This window comes from Marisediminitalea alba (assembly GCF_002993365.1).
In the GTDB taxonomy this organism is placed as follows: domain Bacteria; phylum Pseudomonadota; class Gammaproteobacteria; order Enterobacterales; family Alteromonadaceae; genus Alteromonas; species Alteromonas alba.
In genome coordinates this window covers 1-15,289 of record NZ_PVNP01000201.1, presented here as the reverse complement: position 1 = coordinate 15,289, position 15,289 = coordinate 1, and the positions used below count along the sequence as shown (strand labels likewise).

General features: G+C 49.3%; 15 protein-coding genes and 1 pseudogene. 9 read left to right on the top strand and 7 right to left on the bottom strand.

Features of this window, described 5'->3' with window-relative positions:
• Nucleotides 1–307 precede the first annotated feature (307 nt).
• Both C6Y40_RS20675 and C6Y40_RS20670 read left to right on the top strand, forming a co-directional pair.
• A complete protein-coding gene (locus C6Y40_RS20675) occupies nt 308–667 on the top strand; it encodes a phasin-related domain-containing protein (protein WP_105936296.1) in 360 nt (119 codons plus the stop codon).
• A gap of 46 nt (nt 668–713) precedes the next feature.
• Complete coding sequence (locus C6Y40_RS20670; protein WP_105936295.1) at nt 714–1,217, top strand: hypothetical protein; 504 nt, start codon at nt 714–716, stop codon at nt 1,215–1,217.
• Nucleotides 1,218–1,352: 135 nt separating this feature from the next.
• On the opposite strand, the gene C6Y40_RS20665 is transcribed toward C6Y40_RS20670, so the two are convergent.
• The 4 genes from C6Y40_RS20665 to C6Y40_RS20650 form a co-directional block, all read right to left on the bottom strand.
• Complete coding sequence (locus C6Y40_RS20665) at nt 1,353–1,850, bottom strand: DUF2059 domain-containing protein (RefSeq protein ID WP_105936294.1); 498 nt, start codon at nt 1,848–1,850, stop codon at nt 1,353–1,355.
• A gap of 39 nt (nt 1,851–1,889) precedes the next feature.
• The gene (locus tag C6Y40_RS20660) at nt 1,890–2,366 is read right to left on the bottom strand and encodes a LabA-like NYN domain-containing protein (RefSeq protein WP_105936293.1); all 477 of its coding nucleotides are present in this window, start codon (nt 2,364–2,366) and stop codon (nt 1,890–1,892) included.
• A 305-nt stretch (nt 2,367–2,671) separates the two neighbouring features.
• Nucleotides 2,672–3,004, bottom strand: coding sequence for a DUF2834 domain-containing protein (locus tag C6Y40_RS20655; protein WP_105936292.1), 333 nt, complete (start codon nt 3,002–3,004; stop codon nt 2,672–2,674).
• A 39-nt stretch (nt 3,005–3,043) separates the two neighbouring features.
• Nucleotides 3,044–4,516 (bottom strand): DUF3336 domain-containing protein, encoded by a 1,473-nt coding sequence (locus tag C6Y40_RS20650; RefSeq protein WP_105936291.1) that lies wholly within the window; start codon nt 4,514–4,516, stop codon nt 3,044–3,046.
• Nucleotides 4,517–4,769: 253 nt separating this feature from the next.
• On the opposite strand from C6Y40_RS20650, the gene C6Y40_RS20645 reads away from it, so the two are divergent.
• The 5 genes from C6Y40_RS20645 to C6Y40_RS20625 all read left to right on the top strand — a co-directional run bounded on the left by C6Y40_RS20645 (nt 4,770) and on the right by C6Y40_RS20625 (nt 9,478).
• Nucleotides 4,770–5,981, top strand: coding sequence for a DUF445 domain-containing protein (locus C6Y40_RS20645; protein ID WP_105936290.1), 1,212 nt, complete (start codon nt 4,770–4,772; stop codon nt 5,979–5,981).
• Nucleotides 5,982–5,992: 11 nt separating this feature from the next.
• Entirely contained in the window at nt 5,993–6,661 is a 669-nt protein-coding gene (locus C6Y40_RS20640; RefSeq protein ID WP_105936289.1) for a TetR/AcrR family transcriptional regulator, read from the top strand.
• Complete coding sequence (locus tag C6Y40_RS20635) at nt 6,658–8,100, top strand: wax ester/triacylglycerol synthase domain-containing protein (RefSeq protein WP_105936288.1); 1,443 nt, start codon at nt 6,658–6,660, stop codon at nt 8,098–8,100. The genes C6Y40_RS20640 and C6Y40_RS20635 overlap by 4 nt, the downstream gene beginning before the upstream one ends.
• Nucleotides 8,101–8,135: 35 nt before the next feature.
• Entirely contained in the window at nt 8,136–8,960 is an 825-nt protein-coding gene (locus C6Y40_RS20630) for a putative RNA methyltransferase (protein ID WP_105936287.1), read from the top strand.
• An 83-nt stretch (nt 8,961–9,043) separates the two neighbouring features.
• Nucleotides 9,044–9,478: a DUF3291 domain-containing protein gene (locus C6Y40_RS20625; protein ID WP_105936286.1), complete on the top strand. Its 435-nt coding sequence runs from the start codon at nt 9,044–9,046 to the stop codon at nt 9,476–9,478.
• Between the two features lie 64 nt (nt 9,479–9,542).
• On the opposite strand, the gene C6Y40_RS20620 is transcribed toward C6Y40_RS20625, so the two are convergent.
• The 3 genes from C6Y40_RS20620 to C6Y40_RS20610 form a co-directional block, all read right to left on the bottom strand.
• Entirely contained in the window at nt 9,543–10,928 is a 1,386-nt protein-coding gene (locus C6Y40_RS20620; protein WP_105936285.1) for an amidohydrolase family protein, read from the bottom strand.
• A 165-nt stretch (nt 10,929–11,093) separates the two neighbouring features.
• Nucleotides 11,094–12,134, bottom strand: a complete 1,041-nt coding sequence (gene rsgA, locus C6Y40_RS20615) for a ribosome small subunit-dependent GTPase A (RefSeq protein ID WP_105936284.1) — start codon at nt 12,132–12,134, stop codon at nt 11,094–11,096.
• A gap of 206 nt (nt 12,135–12,340) precedes the next feature.
• Nucleotides 12,341–13,081 (bottom strand): DUF1439 domain-containing protein, encoded by a 741-nt coding sequence (locus tag C6Y40_RS20610; protein WP_105936283.1) that lies wholly within the window; start codon nt 13,079–13,081, stop codon nt 12,341–12,343.
• 195 nt (nt 13,082–13,276) lie between these two features.
• On the opposite strand from C6Y40_RS20610, the gene C6Y40_RS20605 reads away from it, so the two are divergent.
• Complete coding sequence (locus C6Y40_RS20605; RefSeq protein WP_105936282.1) at nt 13,277–14,887, top strand: GMC family oxidoreductase; 1,611 nt, start codon at nt 13,277–13,279, stop codon at nt 14,885–14,887.
• Between the two features lie 139 nt (nt 14,888–15,026).
• Nucleotides 15,027–15,289 (top strand): annotated as a pseudogene (locus tag C6Y40_RS25055) (IS4 family transposase); the annotation flags it as partial.

Genomic DNA, 15,289 nt, shown 5'->3' with positions numbered 1-15,289 from the left:
CTCAGCGACCAACCAACGAGGCGCATGGTGGAATGCGGGGGCCAGCCACATGAATCAAGCCTTTAGGAAAGGATGGTTCGACAAGATGGGGTTGGTATCGCTGCTGGATTGTCACCGACAGTTCCAGTGTTAATATGAACCGCCGTGGTACGGAACCGTATGCCCGGTGGTGTGAGAGGACGGGAGTTGTAAAACTCCCTCCTACTCGATTACGTTACAGCAAAACTTAACACTAATGCGTTTTTAGTATGTGATTTCTAAATTCTCCCTTTACACTGATAAACAGATAGCAAAAGGAGACCAAATCATGGCAGCTAAAGACGATATCAAAAGCAAAATCAGCGAAGCTGAAGAATTCGCCCGTAAAATCTGGTTGGCAGGTTTAGGGGCTTACGGCAAAAGCGTTGATGAAGCACAGGGTCAGTACGAAAAACTGACCAAAGATGCTAACAAGATGTTTGACGAACTGGTGACTAAGGGCGAAACCCTGGAGTCAGATGCCAAAGACAAATTCAAAGAAACCACCAGTGAAGTGGAAAGTCGCGTAGCCGACGTTCGTAAGAAGCTGGGTCTGGACACCGACGATACAGATCAAAAGATCGAAGAGCTTTCTGCAAAAGTGGATGCACTGACTGAAGCGGTCGCTAAACTGGCAGCGAACAAGTAACAACTGAGCGGGCAGCGATGGCTGCCCAATCAGCTAAGGAGTTATTATGTCAGATAAGAAACCGACATCGCCCATCATGGGTTGGTTTGAGGCAGGTCTTGGCTTGTTTACGGAACAACTCAATGCTGCTAATCAACAGGTGCAGCATAAAGTGGATGAGTCACAGAAAACCCTGGATGAACTCGCCGCCCGTGGCGCTGAAGTTGAAGCGCAGATCCGCAAAACGGTAGATCCATCCCAGTGGCTTGAGTTATGGCGTCAATCGCCGCTGCATCATTGGATGCCCACATTTACCACGCCCAAACAAAAACGGGCACTGCAGATTGAAGCACTCTCAGCCAAAGTGGATTTACTGGTAGAGCAGGTTGCCCTGTTGGCGGCAAAACAGGCTGCAGCAAAAGCGGAAGAGAAGTCGCAAACGGCTGCCAAGCCGAAAACCACGCGAGCGAAAAAGACGACAGCGACAAAGCGGACGACTACGACGCGCGCTGCAAAGCCGGCAACAGCCGGTAATACGACAAGTAAGGATGCTCCCGCCAAAGGTGAGTAGTACGCTGTATTATTGCAAAAAGAGGCCGGTGAATTAACCGGCCTCTTTTTGTTTGCTCAGTAATTTCCAGATAATTGCTAACTGGTCTTCGAAGCTCAAAAAAACCGTTATTTTACAGCTGAATAGCTTGCAGATTTAATCGGCTACTCGTTGTTTTTTAAGGTCCTCAGCGTAAGCTTTGGACATTTGCATAATTTTAGGGTAGACGTCTTTCATCAATTGCTGCGTGATCTGCATGGACGCCGCCATGACTTCAGGCATTTTTTTCACCACCGACTGACCGGTCTCAGATTGGTAAAATGCCAGCATATCCTGCAGTTCATTCTCGGTGTAATGAGCCATGTAAAGATCAATCATGGGCGCTTTTAACGTATCCCAATTCATCTCTTTTCTCAGCATCAGATTGACTTCTTGCATATGTTTTTTAAAGCTGGCCCGTTCTGATTCTTCAATTTTTAATTGCTCAGCCATGTTGGCAAACATGCCGTCAAACTGAGCATAAACCGCATCCAGCGTGCTATCTGCTCCGGAGGCGATTAACAAAGCTTCTACCGTTTCACGTTGCCCTGAATCGGCAACGACAGGGCCGCTTAATCCCAGGGTGGCAATAATGATCATTAATGCTTTACGCATAGTAAAATTCCTTTTCTTTTAGTTAATCCTGTAACCAGTCTACCCCAATAGCAGTTGCTGATCGATAGGAATGAACGCACTGGCAGACTGCATTAGTGAAGCTGCGGTAAGCACCGGCACACCATACACTTCAACCTTCTTCCCACCTTGCTCAATGAGACGGTTACAGAGAATACTGAAATCACCGTCACCGGACACCAGAATCAAAGTGTCTGCTTCACTGGCGGCGTCCATCATGTCGATGGTTATGCCTACATCCCAGTCGCCTTTAGCGGAGCCGTCTGCTCGCTGAATAAAGGGTTTTAGTTTTACCTCAAAGCCTATGGCGCGCAGGATATTCTGAAATTCACGTTGCCTGGTATCGCCGCGCTCAACGGCATAGGCATACGCTTTTACCACCTCTCGGTTAGCGGTGGCTGTGCGCCAGAAAGCGTTGTAATCAAAGTTCTTACGGTAGGCTTGACGGCTGGTGTAATACACATTCTGCACATCAACAAATATAGCTACGCGTTCCATAAATGAGCGCTGCCTTTAGATAAACAAGAAAGGGCAACATAGTAACAGATACCTTACTGAAATATATCGTTACAGTTAACCAGTACATTACCAGCGAATACGTTTGTGGTTATCGGTCGCTCCTTTTAGGATAGTTTTACAGATTTCAGCCAAAATGGTTGAAAAGGACATAGGCCATGAAAAGCATTACCGGCGATACAATTCAGGCTATTTTACTATGCTCGATGGCGCTGTTTAGCTTTAGGGATGTTAGCGCTGCAGACAACGCGCTTATATTATTCGTTGCTGGTGGAGCGAGTTGGTCTCTAGCCTGCCTGCCGTTGTTCATCAAGGACCAGTTGGCGCAGATATAAAAATAACGGCAGTCCTAAGGACACCCCAACACAGAGCGTTGCGGCAATGGCCAGCCAGCCCTTTTTTATGGGCAGCCGGTTACTTTCAACAATAATAAAAGTGATAAGCACCAGTGCAGAAACCACCACATCAAACACAAAAAAGCGGCTGATCGGATTGGCTAACAACTGCTCAAAAAAGAGCGGCAGGTCAGCTCCGTTAGCTATCAGCCAGGGCACAAATTGGGAGAGCGGCAGAGCTGCGCCCAGCAAACAGAAAACCAGATACACATGTTTAAGTGACAAACCTTCATCCTTAGGGTTTAGCAACTACCGGTTGGCGTTTTATTCCATAATACCCTCAGGCGTATGATCAAACAATCGCGCTTCCCGGGCTTTTAGTGCTCTGAGCTTACTACGCAGGGTCTCGCTGATCCGCGTATTGCGGTCAATGACGTCCAGTTGTGACCAGGTGGCTCGTTCGCCACTGCAAATCAGTTCCTGAATACTGTTAAGCGTAGGGTTAGCCGCTACCTGCATTAAATTGCGTAACTGCTTTTGCGGCAGAATGTTGATATTGCCCACATACTGCTGATCAATCACCGACCGTACTTTGTGCAGTGCCAGTTTGCTGCTGCGATTAGGTACCAGATGCTCCATAATATCGAAAGCATAGATACTATTCGCTTTGGCGAGTTGGCGCAGATGGCGAAATGTCATGCTGGAAAGTGTTTTCGCCTGTGTTCGTGAGGAAGATAAAAACGGCACCGCCAGTGGGTTGGTCTGACTCACAATACTGTGGTTTACGCCATATAATCTGGCAAGACGCTCAAAGGGCAGGTCGGCCATAATTGAGCCGTCGGCAAAACGGCGATTGGGAATATATGGCACAATGTCACCACTGGCGGTTTTGGCTTTTAGCTGTACCGATGTGAATAACAGCGGCACCGCACAGGAAGCGCGAATGGATTGCATAATCAAAGCGTTGGGGGAGGTTTTTGCATTGAGCAGTCTTGAGTACTGATGCAAATCCGCCGGTGAAACGGTTACCGTAATATGCCGGCCGGTTTTTTTATAGGCTTCTTCAAAAGTGGTCAGATCAAATAACGAAATCAGCGTGTTTTCCAGAGCCCGGCTGTCCAGAATACTTTTACGGCCCAGGCCGCCCCATAACCGCCAGTTCTGAAAGTGTTCAAATATAAAGTCTGCACTTAGCGCTTCGAGTAATTCGTCGTGAGTGCGGGTGCCCAGCATCCCGGCAATAATAGAACCTGCGCTGGCGCCTGAGATCACCGTGGGCAGCAGGTTTTGCTCATTCAGCGACCTCACCACACCACAATGGAAAAAACCCAGCCCGGCACCGCCGGACAACATTAAGCAACTGCGGCCAAAGGCATGCGCGGTTTCTTCAAAAAACGACAGCTTGTCGTAGAAGTCGATGTGATCTTCATCGGCGTGATAGATCTGCTGCAAAGCACTCACAACCTGAGTAATAAACTCCTCAATCAGGTGTTTGGTGCCAATTTTACTGTGTCCGAGTAACTCAGGGTTAGCGATGTTGCCTAAATTGCCGTGGAGTCCCTCGTGGAGAATCGACATTAAGCCGCTGATATCATTCTGACTCTGGGCAAACTTAATACGCTGCACCCGTTTACGGATTAAACGATAATCGTACAAGCGGCAGGGGTCCTTGGCTTTCCAGTCATCCGCCCCGGACGCGGCGTCATGGGCCTCGCAGGCTTCTTTGTATTCCTGATAGCTGCCAGCATGCTCAATAGCGCGTTCCAGTTCGCCTAATTTTGATTGAAATACGGTCATACATCCCCCGGCACTGATTTGGTTAATTTCCGGTATTTGCGCCTATACTGGCAGTGTAGAGTTAACAATTAGAATCGGCTAACTAATTCGTTAGACCACAGCAATGACGAAATTACGTCAGCGACTGTTAATCGCCGTGGAATCTGCATTTAGTTGATCTAAGCCGATGTATAAACAAAGTTAATTTGACCAATACTGCACCACAAAGTAGCCTGAGCACTGACAATGATAACAATAGCCTTGTAGCACCAACATGGAATGGAATGTACAAACCTTAAGTTTGCTGTCGATCCCGCTGATTAGCGCGTTAGTAGGATGGATCACCAACTATCTGGCGGTAAAGATGATGTTTTATCCGCTTGAGTTTGTCGGGATCCCGCCAATTTTTGGCTGGCAGGGCTTAATACCGGCCAAACGTCGGCAAATGGCCGAAATTGAGGTTGAACTGGTGCTGGGTAAGTTACTCAGTGTTGAAGAGCTTGCCGGCCGACTCGACCCCCGGGAGCTCACCAATGCTATTGAACACCGCCTGCAGCAGGTGGTACGTAAAATTGTAAACGAAGTGATGGAAGAGTCGGCACCACAGCTATGGGCTGCTCTGCCGGTGCAGGGTAAAAATCTGGTGTACCGCCGTATTGAAGACGACATCCCTTATGTGGTCAGCAAAATGGTGGAGGATTTCCAGCACAACGTTAATGAAATTCTCGATATCAAAGAGCTGGTGGTAGAACAGTTGGTTAATTCTCCCGAGCTGATTAACGAGATATTCCTGCGTTCCGGTGAGCGGGAGTTTCCTTTTATCGTGCGTTCCGGCTTTTACTTTGGCTTCTTATTTGGCCTGCCTACCATGGCTTTGTGGTACCTGTATCAGGCCTGGTGGATCCTGCCGTTGGGTGGTTTGCTGGTGGGTTATGCGACTAATTGGATTGCCATTAAAATCATTTTTGAACCCAAACGTCCGGTGCGTTTTATGGGCTGTACCATTCAGGGCATGTTTCTTAAGCGGCAGAAAGAAGTGTCGCGGGTATACGCAGATATTATTGAAACCAAGCTGATCAACTCAAAAAATATCACCCATATGATTCTGCATGGTTCCGGCTCAGCACAGCTGCTGGAACTGATAGAACTGCACGTCAATGATGCTATTGAACGCTATGTCGCCATCGCTCAGCCGTATTTTGCCTTGGGGGTTGGTTCCGAAAATTACTTCAAAATGAAATCCATGGCGGTTCGGCGGTTATTTGAAGACAGCGATAAATATTTGCTCTATGCCTTTGATTATGCCAATCAGGCCCTGCGCGTCGGCGATGATTTATGCGAGCGCCTGCAAGCCTTGCGCTCAGAAGAATTTGAAGGGGTATTGCGCCCGGCCTATCAACAGGATGAGTGGAAACTCATTATTACCGGGGCTTTACTAGGCATGGCCGCGGGTGTAGCACAACTTTACCTGTTGATGTTGGGCTAGGGCAGAGGGTTATGGCCAGTAAAACCGCAGAACGTATCCTTGCCGCCGCACTTACCTTGTTTAATGAACAGGGAGAAAATGCCGTTACCTCAGTGGATATTGCCATGGAGCTGGATATCAGTCCCGGTAATCTGTACTACCACTTTAAGGGCAAAGAGCAAATTATTGATGGCCTGGTACACTGGTACAGCGAAGCCATGCAAACCTTGTTGCGCCCGGCCACGCTGGAAAAAGTGCAAGCCGAAGATTTCTTTTATTTCATCGCGATTGTGCTGGATAAACAACAGTTGTTTCGCTTTATGTATCGTAGCCCGGCCGATCTTGCGGAGAAATACCCCAAAGTCAAACACTGGCATAAACAGCAAATCAGGCAACTTGAGTCGAGTTTAATCAAGCTGCTATTGCGCTTTTCAGACCAGGAGGCATTGCTTGCCAGCGCTGCCGAGCAGCGTCTTATAGTGGATTTAATTATAATGATCCTGACTCAGGCAAATCAGTATGACGACCTGCGTAATAATGATGACCCCAAGGCGCAAAAGTTTCACGCTCTGAGCCTGATGATGACAGCACTACTGCCGCGCTTTCGCCTGCAGGAAACAACCGTGGCTCAGCTACGCAAAGCTATTGAGCATCACTCCATGGCGAATCTGACGTTACCGACTGTCAGGGGGGATATATGAGCCAGAAACTGTCTTTCCTGGACCGTTCGTTCTGGATCACTGAGTCTAAAGCGAATCCCAAGCATGTAGGTTGCCTGCAATTGCTTGAAATGCCAGAGGGCAGCGATCCCAAAGCCTACGTAGGCGCGCTGCATGAGGAAATGCAGGGCTTTGCCCGGGCTTGTCCGCCGTTTAACTGCAGGGTTAGAGCCGTTACAATCTGGCCGCTGGGGTTACAGCCCGTTAAGCACATGCAAATGGACTATCACGTACAACTTCATCAGGTGGAAGATGTACACGACCGCCCGGCACTGGACGAGTTTATAGCACGCATGCATGAAACCCGGCTCGACCACGACAAGCCGCTCTGGCAGTACCATTTTTTATATTCTCCTTCACAGCAGGTTTTTGCAATTTATGCGCGGGTCCATCATCTGTATGGCGATGGCGCTACCCTGGTACGCTGGTTTCAGGCCGGTTATCTGGATGAGCCGCAAAACACCGGCTTTGTGCCGGTATGGGCTTTAAAGCGCCTGCGGCATCAAAAACGCCAGCAGTACAAGCGCATGAAACGTTTTTGGATAACTCTATGGGAAACGCTGCTCACCGGTAAGGATTTGCTGGTGATTTTCACCCGTTTATTATTACGCCTGATCCGGATTAATCGTCATTACATGCCGGTACCCTTTACTGGCACCCGTACCGTGCTTACCGGGCAGGTTAAAGCGGGGCGGGCAGTAGCGACCTTTGATTTGGATTTTGCCCGCGTGCGGGCGCTGGCGCGACGCACCAGAGCATCTGCTAACGAAGTATTACTCACCGCCTTTGATATTGGTGTTCACCGCTTGTTACAGGATCATGGTCATGTATTTACCCGTGCGTTGTATACCAATATGCCCATCAATTTAAGAAAACCCGGCGAAAAAACTACCGGCAATCGCATTGCCATTGTACCGGTTCAGTTAGCGCATGATGAAAGCGATCCTTACCTGCGCCTGCGGCAGATTATTTATCATCATCGAATTGTTAAGCAGGCCGCCCAGCGGGCCCGGCCTTCTGCTTTCAGTGGCTATACCATTGTTATCCAGGCCATCGCGCTGGTATTTGAGTGGTTGCATATTTCAGACTGGGTAAAACCCATTGCCAATGTGCTGGTATCGAATATCCCCGGGCCAAAACAACAAAAGTATTTTAAAGACAGCAAATTGCTTGCTTGTTATCCCATTTCTACGCAAACCCCGGGGGGCGGCGTTAACATCACCCTAATGACCTATAACGGCACGGCCAATATTGGTATGGTGTGTTGTAATCAGCAGATTAAATCGTTGCAACCGTTGGCGGAGTACTGCCGCGAAGCTTTTGAAATGCTGGAAGCCAGTATTGATGATCCCAGCCTGAGTATCGACGACATTGGTGAACACAGTGACGAGGTGCCACTTTCCATTGTCAGCGATCACTAGTAGCATTGCCGCTCCTGTTTTACTGAGGTATTCCCATGTGGCGTTGTCCGCTTTGTCAGCAACCATTACACCCATCAATGCGCACCTGGCGGTGTGAAAATCGACATGCCTTCGATGAGGCCAAATCCGGTTATTTAAACTTACTGCCGGTGCAGAATAAAAAGTCCAGGCAGCCTGGTGACGACAAAAACATGGTTAATGCCCGCCGCCAGTTTCATGATGCAAAAGGTTATCAGCCACTGATGGCGGCACTGGCGGAGATTATTCAGAAGCACTATTCAGGGCAGTCGGATATACGCTTATTTGATGCTGGTTGTGGCGAGGGGAGTTATCTTGGTTATATCGTACAGGCGCTAAAGGGTGCAGAACTAAACGTTAACGCATCTGGCTGCGATATTGCCAAGTATGCCGTCGATCTGGCAGCTAAACGCTACAAAAACTGTCATTTTGCGGTAGCCAGTAGCGCCCATCTACCGCTTGACGATAGTTCGCAGGATGTGGTGCTGCAGGTTTTTGCACCAGGCAGTAATACCGAGTATCAACGGGTGATTGCCCCGGGGGGCCTGCTGATTGCGGTAGATCCGGCCGAAAATCACTTATGGTCAATAAAACAAGCTATTTACGATAATCCGCGTCAGCACAAGGTTGAATTTGCCGAACGCGGCGGATTTAGTCAGCTTATTGAGCAACGGTTGAGTTTTATGGTGGATTTATCCGACCCGCAAACCCGCCAGGGATTGCTCGAAATGACCCCTTATTACTGGCGTTTACCGCAGGATGAGGCTCAGGTCCGGTTCGCCGATATACAACAGGTGGAAGCAAATTTTGTGGTTCACGTATGGCAACGGGAACACAGTTAACTTCAAATTTTGTGTGCTCTGTATATTGCGTAATCAGATACCAGCCCACATAGTAAGGAGGTGCCAGTAAGTTAGGAAAACCTATGCATCTCGCCCAACTGAACATCGCCAGGCCCAAATTTCCAATGGATTCCATCGGGATGGCTGACTTTGTGAATAATCTTGACCCGATAAATACCGTTGCCGAAAACAGCCCGGGGTTTATCTGGCGCTTAAAGGACGATTCCGGTAACGCCACCAGTATCCAGATTTTTGATGATCCTGAGCTGATCGTAAATATGTCGGTCTGGCAGGACATTGCTTCGTTAAAGCAGTTTATGTTTAAAACCCACCATATCGATTTTCTGAAACGCAAAAAAGAGTGGTTTGTGCCTCTCGATAGCGCGTCTTACGTAATGTGGGGGATAGAAGAAGGACATATCCCAACCGTGGAAGAAGCCGAGGAGCGCTTGCTTCATCTTCGTGAGCACGGAGAAAGTGATTATGCGTTCAGCTTTAAACACAGCTTTAACAAGTAGAAGGTTATCGACCAGACCGTCAAGGTCAGGCCGATAATCGACGTGGATTTGCTTTGGTGTTAGTTCAGCGTTTACCAAACTCGCTGAGTAAAGCCTCATCGACTATGCCATTATGCTTAAAAATAACGCCATCTTTCATGACCATGTCGACATCGCGCACTAAATTCATATATTTAAGCACATTGCCACGCACGGCGATGATATCGGCTACCTTCCCCGGTGTTACTGAGCCATAACGGTCCTGCACGCCCATCATTACCGCCGGCCAGTAAGTCGCTGCCCGCAGTGTGTCCATGGGGTCAAATCCCATGTCATGCACCCAGACCGCCATTTCCTGCCAGGTAGATTGACAATGAAACTTCATTGGGATCCCGGAATCGGTACCTACCAGCATCATCACACCCGTTTGTTTTAACTGATTGATTTTATTCTTAATGGTTGGGGTTCTGAGCGGTGTTAGCTGCATGTAATTAAGGTGCCCGGGTTTGGCAATCGATTGCTTAATATCGGCAATGGTGTCGTCTTTTAAGCCACGCTTCCAGCAGGCATCGTCCAGTTCTTCCGGGTTAGCTACCAAATCGGGATAGGTAAATAATCCTTCCATGGTAGGCGTCCAGAACAATAATCCGTCGAAAATCCCGGTGGCGGTGCGCTCTACCAGCGTATCCAGTACGTCCTGTGGGTATCCCGGCGCGGTGGTAAGCCCGGTATGTTCAAAATTATCAATACCGATTTCTACGCCCACGCGAATTTCACCGGGCTTATGCGCATGAGCCACTACTTTCATGTTGAGTCGATGCGCTTCGTCAACAATGGCCTGGGCTACCGGACGTGGCATATCGTCATGGTCGATGAGCTTAACGATTTCCATGCCGGCGTCGTGCAAGCGTTTGACCGCAGCTTTTGCTTCGCTCTCGGTGGTGACTTCCCAACGATAGTGTTTTTGCCAGTCCTGGACTTCCGCCTGTAAAAAAGGACCAGAGGTATACAGTGTGGGGCCGGGGATTTCGCCTTTCGCGAGTTTTTGCTTAATCACTACAGAGTCTTCAAGGGGCGCTCCCAGGTCGCGAACACTGGTTATGCCGGCGAGCAGCAACTGCACCAGTGAGGCCGGCATGATCTCATCCACCTGGCGGTCGCGATAAGCTTTTTGCCAGTGGGTATAGTTGGCGTGGCCAGTGAGCATTATGTGAGCGTGACTTTCCCACAAGCCGGGCAGTACGTCGTGCCCTTCGGTGGAGACTATACGATAGCCCGCGGGTACGGGTAAAGAATCTACCGTACCTACCTGTTCAATGATGCCGTCTTTTACCAGTATTACGCTATTGTGCAGCGGGCGTTCGGCCGTGCCGTCGATAAGTCGTCCACCCACCAGGGCAATATTTTCAGCCTCTGATGGCATACCGGCGAGCAGACCGGTTAACAAAGTTAGTGTCGTTAGTAACCGCATTATTTTTCCTTATTCTGGTTATCCTGATTTACGTTATGCTCACCCATTGGACAAATCAATGTTTTCTTAAGAGATATGGATGCTGGCACGTTCAACAAAGAAAATGCATCAGTCGCCAGTGATGAACGAATGATGCACACGACTATCTATAGCTTTCAGACAACTTTAGCGGCCTTTAAACTTTCGCGACTCTTTTTGCGAAAAGTTCACAAACCGGGTAAAGGCTTTCTCCTTAGCCCTTTTCTGGGCCAGTGAGGCGGAGTTAAGCGCATCTTCGCGGAGCAACTTCTGGTAGTTGGACAATCGCCGTGAGTCCAGTGAACCTTGCTCCACCGCGGCCTGCACTGCACAGCCTGGCTCCTGATCGTGCTGACAGTCGGCAAATCGGCATGCTTCAGCTAAGCGTTGGATATCGGCAAATGCCGAGACAATCCCATCATGACAATCGGCTAACTGTAATTCCCGCATACCCGGAGTGTCGAGAATGAGTCCGCCCTGTGGTATGGGAAACAGTGAGCGACCGGTAGTGGTATGGCGCCCTTTAGCATCATCCTCACGAATACCCTGCGTAGACTGACGGGATTCACCCAGTAAAGTATTGGTAAGCGTTGATTTGCCTACCCCGGAAGAGCCAAGCATGACCACTGTATTACCGGGGGTCAGCCAGTCACGTAAAGCATCCATACAGCTACCCTCCAGTGCGTTAACGGTGACAACCTGCAACTGTTTATCGATGCGGCGGACATGGTCGCGCCAGCTTTCGGGCTCATCGGTAAGGTCGGCTTTGGTTAACACCACCACCGGTTCTGCATCGGCCGCTTGTGCGAGTGCCAGGTAGCGCTCAATGCGGCTGGGGTTAAAGTCTTCGTTCATCGAACAAACGATAAATGCGGTGTCGACATTGGCTGCAATTAACTGCCATTCATGACCGGTGCCGGCTGATTTGCGTTTAAAACAGCTGTAGCGCTCGAGCAAGCGTACAAACTGTTTATTTTCGTTCAGCAATATCCAGTCGCCAACTACCAGAGGTGGCATGGCGGGCGTGATTGGCAAAGTAAAGGTATGCGGATCCGTTGCTACGGTCAGCTGAGATTTATGTTGTTCGGTGACTCTGGCAGGGATTATTTGATCCCACTCTTCAATAGTAAGTTGTTGCTGGAAAAAAGGTCGCCAGTCCATGGCGGCGAGACGTTGAAAATTAGTCATAACTAACCCTTAACTAACGTTAATGTTTTCATTAAGGGGGCAAAAGGCCCCGGCATTAGTACCGGGCAGTAAGAGGGCGGTTTAGTAAGCCCATAGCCCGGTCAGGGTGACGACAATCATCAATATTCTCCTAACCGTTATTCAACATTATGAAGTATAGCCTAACAGGCACCTGCGTGCACTGGCTCAGGGCTGTTTCTCTGAACTCAAGGCTGTTCAGTAAAGAAAAACCGGAGCTGGTTATCTTCTACGGCTACCCGTTTGCCATAGCGGGCAAATAAAAACTCCCGCCAGTGGGCATCATCCATGGTGTATTCCAGTGCGCGCTCTTCGAGCCGGGAGAGTAGTTCTTTGGTCAGTCTGGGCTTGTGGTAATCCAGTATTCGCTGGGTATTGCCGTGTAAATAGAGTTTCAGATAATCCAGTGCCTGATCGGTAGAGCCCGCCGACACCAGACTCAGTGCCGAGCGTAACGGCTGGCCCAGTAAGGAACCAAGCCCGGATAGCGGCAAAGGCAGTAATTTGTCAATAATAAACTGGGTGTCTTTTACCAGTGAGTACTGGTCGTTAAGTAAATGAATAAAATCCACCCGCGTGTCGGTAAGATGCAATGAGCGACTGGCCGGATAGTAATTGGGCAGGGCGCTGATGCCTGCAGCCGCATGGGCCTTATATATGCGTGAGCTCATTACTTTTACTTCAATGGCACAGAGGATCTGCACGGTGAGCCGATTAGTGGATGTCGGCATACTGAGCTGTGCTTCCAGGCAGGTAAAGTGACCTTCGCCAATGGGCACGGCTAACGGTTCAGTAAAGGGGAAATGCGGGGCGATGAGTTCATTAAGCTCTTGTTCGGTAAATATATCGTACTGCAGGCGACCGCTTTTAATCAGGCAATAGCCCACCAGGGCATTAACTCGGTCGCGCCAGCTTAATGGAGGTAACAAACATCAATCCTTGCATAGTGGTAGGGGGCAAACCCGTTGTTGCGCTAAATCATAACAGTGCTGTTTACACTGGCTCAAGGCTTAAAATTTTTTGCGTCGCTGGTGACAATGGCGTAGCGTAGGTTCAACTGGTACAATCAGTTGGTAAGGGCGAGAATAACCTGACCAGCTCAACCATTCAACAGCGGGTGAACAATGCATATTCCTGTTCAACAATTCGACTACGTGATCATCGGTGGCGGTTCTGCCGGTGCGGTGCTGGCGGCGCGTTTAACCGAAAACCCGATGATTAGGGTTTGTCTGGTTGAGGCAGGCAGCAGCGATCGTAACCCGTTTATTCATATTCCCTTTGGTTTATCAATACTGGCTCGATTCGACAGCATCGGCTGGGGGTATAACACCGAACCACAACCAGCCCTGAACGACAGAGAACTGTTCTGGCCTCGCGGCAAAACCCTTGGCGGTTCCAGCTCAATTAATGCCATGTGTTATATCCGTGGTCAGGCCGAGGATTATGAAAACTGGGCAGCGCAGGGCGCTGAAGGATGGGATTTCGAGTCAGTGCTGCCGTATTTTAAGCGCGCAGAGAATTACTGCGGCGGTGCAGATGAATACCATGGTGTGGGTGGTCCACTGGATGTGAACAACCTGCGTCATACCGCCGAAGTGTCCGATGCCTTTGTTAACGCTGCAAAATACGTGGATCTGCCCATACGTGAAGATTTTAATCGTCGTGACCGTGAGGGGGTGGGTTATTACCAGGTTACGCAGCGCAACGGCCAACGTTGTTCTACCGCGAAAGCTTATCTCACAGATGCCCGTCAGCGCGGTAACCTTACAATCATTACCTCAGCTCTGGCTGAACGGGTGCTCATAAAGCAACAACGGGCCACCGGTGTGCAGGTGAGGTGTAAAGGAAAGGCTATGCGGTTAATGGCGTCTCGCGAGGTCATTGTTAGCGCCGGTGCAATCAATTCGCCCCACTTGCTGATGTTATCGGGGATTGGCCCGGCCAGCGAACTGGAAGACAAAGGCATATACGTGCAGCAGGATTTACCCGGCGTGGGCAAAAACCTGCAGGACCACCTTGATGCCATTGTTCAATATCGCAGTAAGCAGCCCCTGGGTTATCCCATTGCGGCCAGAATGTTGCCACGCTATATCAAAGCGGCATGTCGCTATTTATTTAAACGGGATTATATCTTTTCTTCCAACGTGGCTGAGGGCGGCGGCTTTGTGCGCTCGTCACTGGCGCAGGCATCGCCGGATATTCAGTGCCACTTTTTACCGGCTATTTTGCAGGACCACGGCCGGCGTTTTGTGCATGGCTTTGGTTATGGCTTGCACGTTTGCGCGTTATACCCGAAGAGCCGCGGTGAAATTACCCTGCAAAGTAATCACCCGGCCGATCACCCAGCCATTCAGCCCAATTACCTGACCGAGGACGACGATCTTAAGGTGATGATCGACGCAGTAAAATGGGCACAAAAAATACTCACCAGCGAAGCCTTTGCGCAATACGAGGGCTATCTGAGTATCGGCGAGCACTGCCTTGACTCCGACGACGATATTGCCGCCTTTATTCGCGAGCGTGCCGAAACCATCTATCACCCGGTGGGTACCTGTAAAATTGGCGCCGATGATGACCCCATGGCAGTGGTAGATAGCAAACTGCAGGTACGAAATGTAGCAGGTTTAAGAGTGGTTGACGCCTCGGTTATGCCATCCCTGGTGGGCGGCAATACCAATGCGCCAACCATTATGATTGCCGAACGCGCAGCAGAATGGATCCGCAACGACCAGTAAAAATAAAGAAATAAAGGGGTCAGAGTCTGAGGTATCCCCACAAATAATAATGCAATATCAATAAGATAAAAAAAGATAGGAACATTCATGACGTTTGGTGATCAGATCAATCGCCAAAAATCACCGAGACCAAACTGCCATGAATGCCCTATCTATTGTGAACAATGTCATATCGCTTGTCAGCTATAAAATGCATAAAGCGCGTCGGGATGTGGTAACGGCGTGCGTGAAAAGCCTTCTTCATGGAAGCGCAGCAAGCGTAACGAGTATTGGTCGTGGGATTAGTACTAAAGCTTATGAAAAACATCGGATTAAACGTGCCGACCGCTTGCTTTCAAACCCGCATTTATTAAGTGAAACACCGTTTATCTATGCATCTATTTGCCAACTATTTTGTGGCAG